This window comes from Dethiosulfatibacter sp. (assembly GCF_983023055.1).
The window spans coordinates 1-3,633 of sequence record NZ_CEZJXU010000135.1; the positions used below are offsets into that span (position 1 = coordinate 1).

Sequence of the window (3,633 nt, forward strand, 5' to 3'; positions counted from 1 at the left end):
AAGGACGAGGTATCGTCCATAGTAGAACAAAAGGATGCTGATGAAAATACAAAAAAAATAATGGAAATCAATTCTGGTATTTACTGTTTCAATGGTAGTGAGCTGAAAGAAGCACTCAAGAATCTGGATACGGACAATTCACAGAACGAATACTATCTCACAGACGCCATAGGAATACTCAAGAGCAAAGGCCGTAAAATTGGTGGATATGTAATCGAAGACAATGTTGAAATAAGCGGAGTCAACAACAGATATCAACTTCATGAACTCAATGAATACAAAAAGAATCTTATTAATAAAAACCACATGCTCAACGGTGTTACAATCATCGACCCATCAAATACATATATTGAAGAATCGGTTGTCATTGAAAGGGATGCAGTTATTTATCCGGGAACAATTCTGGAAGGAGCTACATCCATAGGGGAGGACAGCATCATTGGTCCAAATTCAAGGATAATAGATTCAACTGTAGGAAATGGAACGAGTGTGGAAAATTCAAAGGTAATAAGCTCAAAAATAGGAAACGCTACAACCGTAGGACCCTTTGCCTATTTAAGACCAGGATCTGAACTGGGCAATGGGGTGAAAATCGGGGATTTTGTGGAAGTAAAGAACTCTAGAATTGGTGACGGATCCAAAGCCTCACACCTTGCATATCTGGGTGATGGTATAGTAGGCAAAAATGTAAATATAGGATGCGGAGTCATATTTGTAAATTATGATGGTAAAAGCAAGAACAAGACAATAATAAAAGATAATGCTTTTGTCGGAAGCAATTCGAACCTTGTAGCTCCAATTACCATAAGCGAAGGTGCTTATGTGGCATGCGGATCTACAATCACTGAAAATGTGGAAGAGGAAACACTTGCAATAGCAAGAGCTAGACAGGTTAATAAAAACGGGAAAGCTAAAAACAAATATAAGTAGGAGGAGCAAATGAACACAAGATTTTCGGAAATCAAGGTTTTTACAGGAAATGCAAATATTGAACTTGCAAAAAAAGTAGTTAAAGAAATGGGAATACCATTGGGAGATGCTGAGGTTAATACATTCAGCGACGGTGAGGTAGCAATGCACATCAAGGAATCTGTTAGGGGTGCGGATGTATTTGTAATACAGCCTACATGTAGTCCTGTCAATGACAATTTGATGGAGCTTCTTATCTATATAGATGCATTGAAGAGAGCGTCTGCCGGAAGAATCAATGCTGTGGTTCCATATTACGGATATGCGAGACAGGATAGAAAGACCAGAGCGAGGGATCCAATAACTTCAAAGCTTGTGGCAGATATGATAACTGCAGCAGGTGCTGACAGGGTAATCACAATGGACCTTCATGCAGGTCAGATTCAGGGATACTTCAATTTACCTGTTGACCAGCTTCAAGGTGGACCAATTCTTGCCAAATATATAAAACCAATGATTAATCCTAATACTGTAATAGTATCGCCTGATGTAGGTGGAGTTTTAAGAGCTAGAAACTTTGCAACAATTCTTGATCTTCCACTTGCTATAATTGAAAAAAGAAGACAAAAGGCCAATGTATCAGAGGTTATGAATGTTGTTGGAGATATTAAAGGCAAGGATGTTGTTTTAATAGACGATATAGTTGACACTGCAGGATCACTTACAAAAGCAGCAAAGGTTCTAAAGGATTTTGGAGCTGAGAAGGTATATGCTTGCTGTACTCATGGCGTATTGTCTGGACCTGCTATAGAAAGAATTGAAAACTCAGTTATTGAAGAGCTTATCATTACGGATACAATTCCATTGGCTGAAGAAGCAAGGATAGACAAAATAACGGTAGTAAGTGTTGCACCGTTAATTGCAGAAGCTATCCAGAGAATTTCCGAGAGCAGATCAGTAAGCAAGCTTTTCGAATAAGAGGAATAAAATGTATTTAGTAGTCGGCTTGGGAAACCCTGGAAAGCAATATGCTGGTACCAGGCATAATATTGGTTTTGAAGTAATAGATTATATTTGTTCGGTAAAGAATGTAAAGCTTGATAAATCGAAGTTTAATGCGGTTTATGGCGAATACAGGCTGAATGGCGAAAAGGTTCTTCTGGTTAAGCCCCTCACCTATATGAACAGAAGCGGTAATGCGGTTCTTGATATTTCAAGATACTACAAGATAGATCCTGAGGATATCATAGTCATATATGACGACATAGATTTGGAGCCTGGAAAGCTTAGAATCAGACCCAATGGTAGTGCTGGAACTCACAATGGAATGAAGTCAATTATTTACCAGCTTCAGACTGAAGTCTTCAGCAGGATTAGAGTGGGAATAGGCAGAAACAAACAAATGGATCTTGCATCGTTTGTTTTACAGAAATTTTCAAAAGATGAAATTGACCAGTTGACTGACATAGTAAAAAATGCAGCTTTGGCAGTTGATGAAATCATAGAGAACACTGTTGACACAGCAATGAACAAATATAATATAAAATAAAGTCTTAAAAATGGCTTATGAATTGCCCGGGTATAAAATATCCGGGCTTAAGTTCATGTCCAGGAAAGGAAGTAAAATGAATCAATCCTATTTGAAAAACATAATCAAAACAAAAGAATATAATGATATAATAAGCTCCTTGAAAAAAAAGGAAAATCTTTTGCTTCATGGACTGGAAGAAGAGGCTATGCTCCTTGTTTCTTCGGTTCTGTCAAGAAATGAAAAAAGACAGGTACTGATACTTGTATCAGATGACATGAAGGCATCCAGGATATACGGCAGCTTAAAAAATATTTATAGGAATTCCTATCATTTTAGGGCTAAGGAATATTCACTATATGGTATTGATGCCTTGAGCAGGGAGAGCATAAACAGCAGGTTGACTGTAATAGACAAGTTGTCTGGAAATGAAGATATGGTTATTGTAAGTTCTGTGGAAGCTTATTCAAACTTTCTTATGGATAAGAAAAAATATGAAGGGTTTGCCTTTGACATAGAGTATGGTCTGCAAATAGACTTGAAGGCAATGTCCTTGAATCTAGTTGAAATGGGATATAAAAAGGTCAAGTTTATAGAAGGAAAGGGTCAGTTTTCCATAAGGGGTGGAATACTTGATATTTTCTCACCTGTCGAAAATAATCCTTGTAGAATTGAACTCTTTGATATTGAGATTGACTCCCTTAGAATATTTGATTCAAAGACACAAAGGTCTATTGAAAATATAGACTTCTACAGGATAATACCATGTTGTGAAATTGTACTTTCAGATGATGAAATCAAAGAGGCCGTAGAAAGATTTACAGAAGATGTTGACCAGAGGCTTGAATTCATAAGAGGAAAGGAAGACACAAGAACAATAGAAGAAAATCTTCTTAAACTCAAGTTTGATGTCATTGAAGCGCTGGAAAACAGAAATTATATTGACAATGTTGAATTCTACAGACCTTACCTGCCTGTAGATCAGAAAAACCTTGGAGATTATCTCAGAGATGATGCCATAGTGATTTTTGACGAACCAAACCTTATAAGGGAAACAAGGAAGGGGAGCAGGGAAAATTTCATAAACAAGTTTTCTGATCTCTATACTAGTGGACTGCTTCTTTCTAAACAAGAAAAAATCTTTATTGAATTTGAAACTCTTGTGGGTAAAATTAAGTCAAATTTAAGCTTCATTG

At 36.9% G+C, this 3,633-nt stretch carries 3 protein-coding genes and 1 pseudogene; all 4 read left to right on the forward strand.

Annotation, left to right across the window (positions count from 1 at the left end):
- On the forward strand, window positions 1-930 hold a 930-nt coding region (gene glmU, locus AC3AX0_RS06215; RefSeq protein WP_487549439.1), incomplete at its 5' end, for a bifunctional UDP-N-acetylglucosamine diphosphorylase/glucosamine-1-phosphate N-acetyltransferase GlmU.
- 9 nt (window positions 931-939) lie between these two features.
- Window positions 940-1,887, forward strand: a complete 948-nt coding sequence (locus AC3AX0_RS06220; RefSeq protein ID WP_487549440.1) for a ribose-phosphate pyrophosphokinase — start codon at window positions 940-942, stop codon at window positions 1,885-1,887.
- Window positions 1,888-1,897: 10 nt separating this feature from the next.
- Window positions 1,898-2,458 carry an aminoacyl-tRNA hydrolase gene (gene pth, locus AC3AX0_RS06225; protein ID WP_487549441.1) on the forward strand — a complete coding sequence of 187 codons (561 nt, stop codon included), beginning with the start codon at window positions 1,898-1,900 and terminating at the stop codon, window positions 2,456-2,458.
- A gap of 76 nt (window positions 2,459-2,534) precedes the next feature.
- Window positions 2,535-3,633, forward strand: a pseudogene (locus tag AC3AX0_RS06230) (hypothetical protein); the annotation flags it as partial.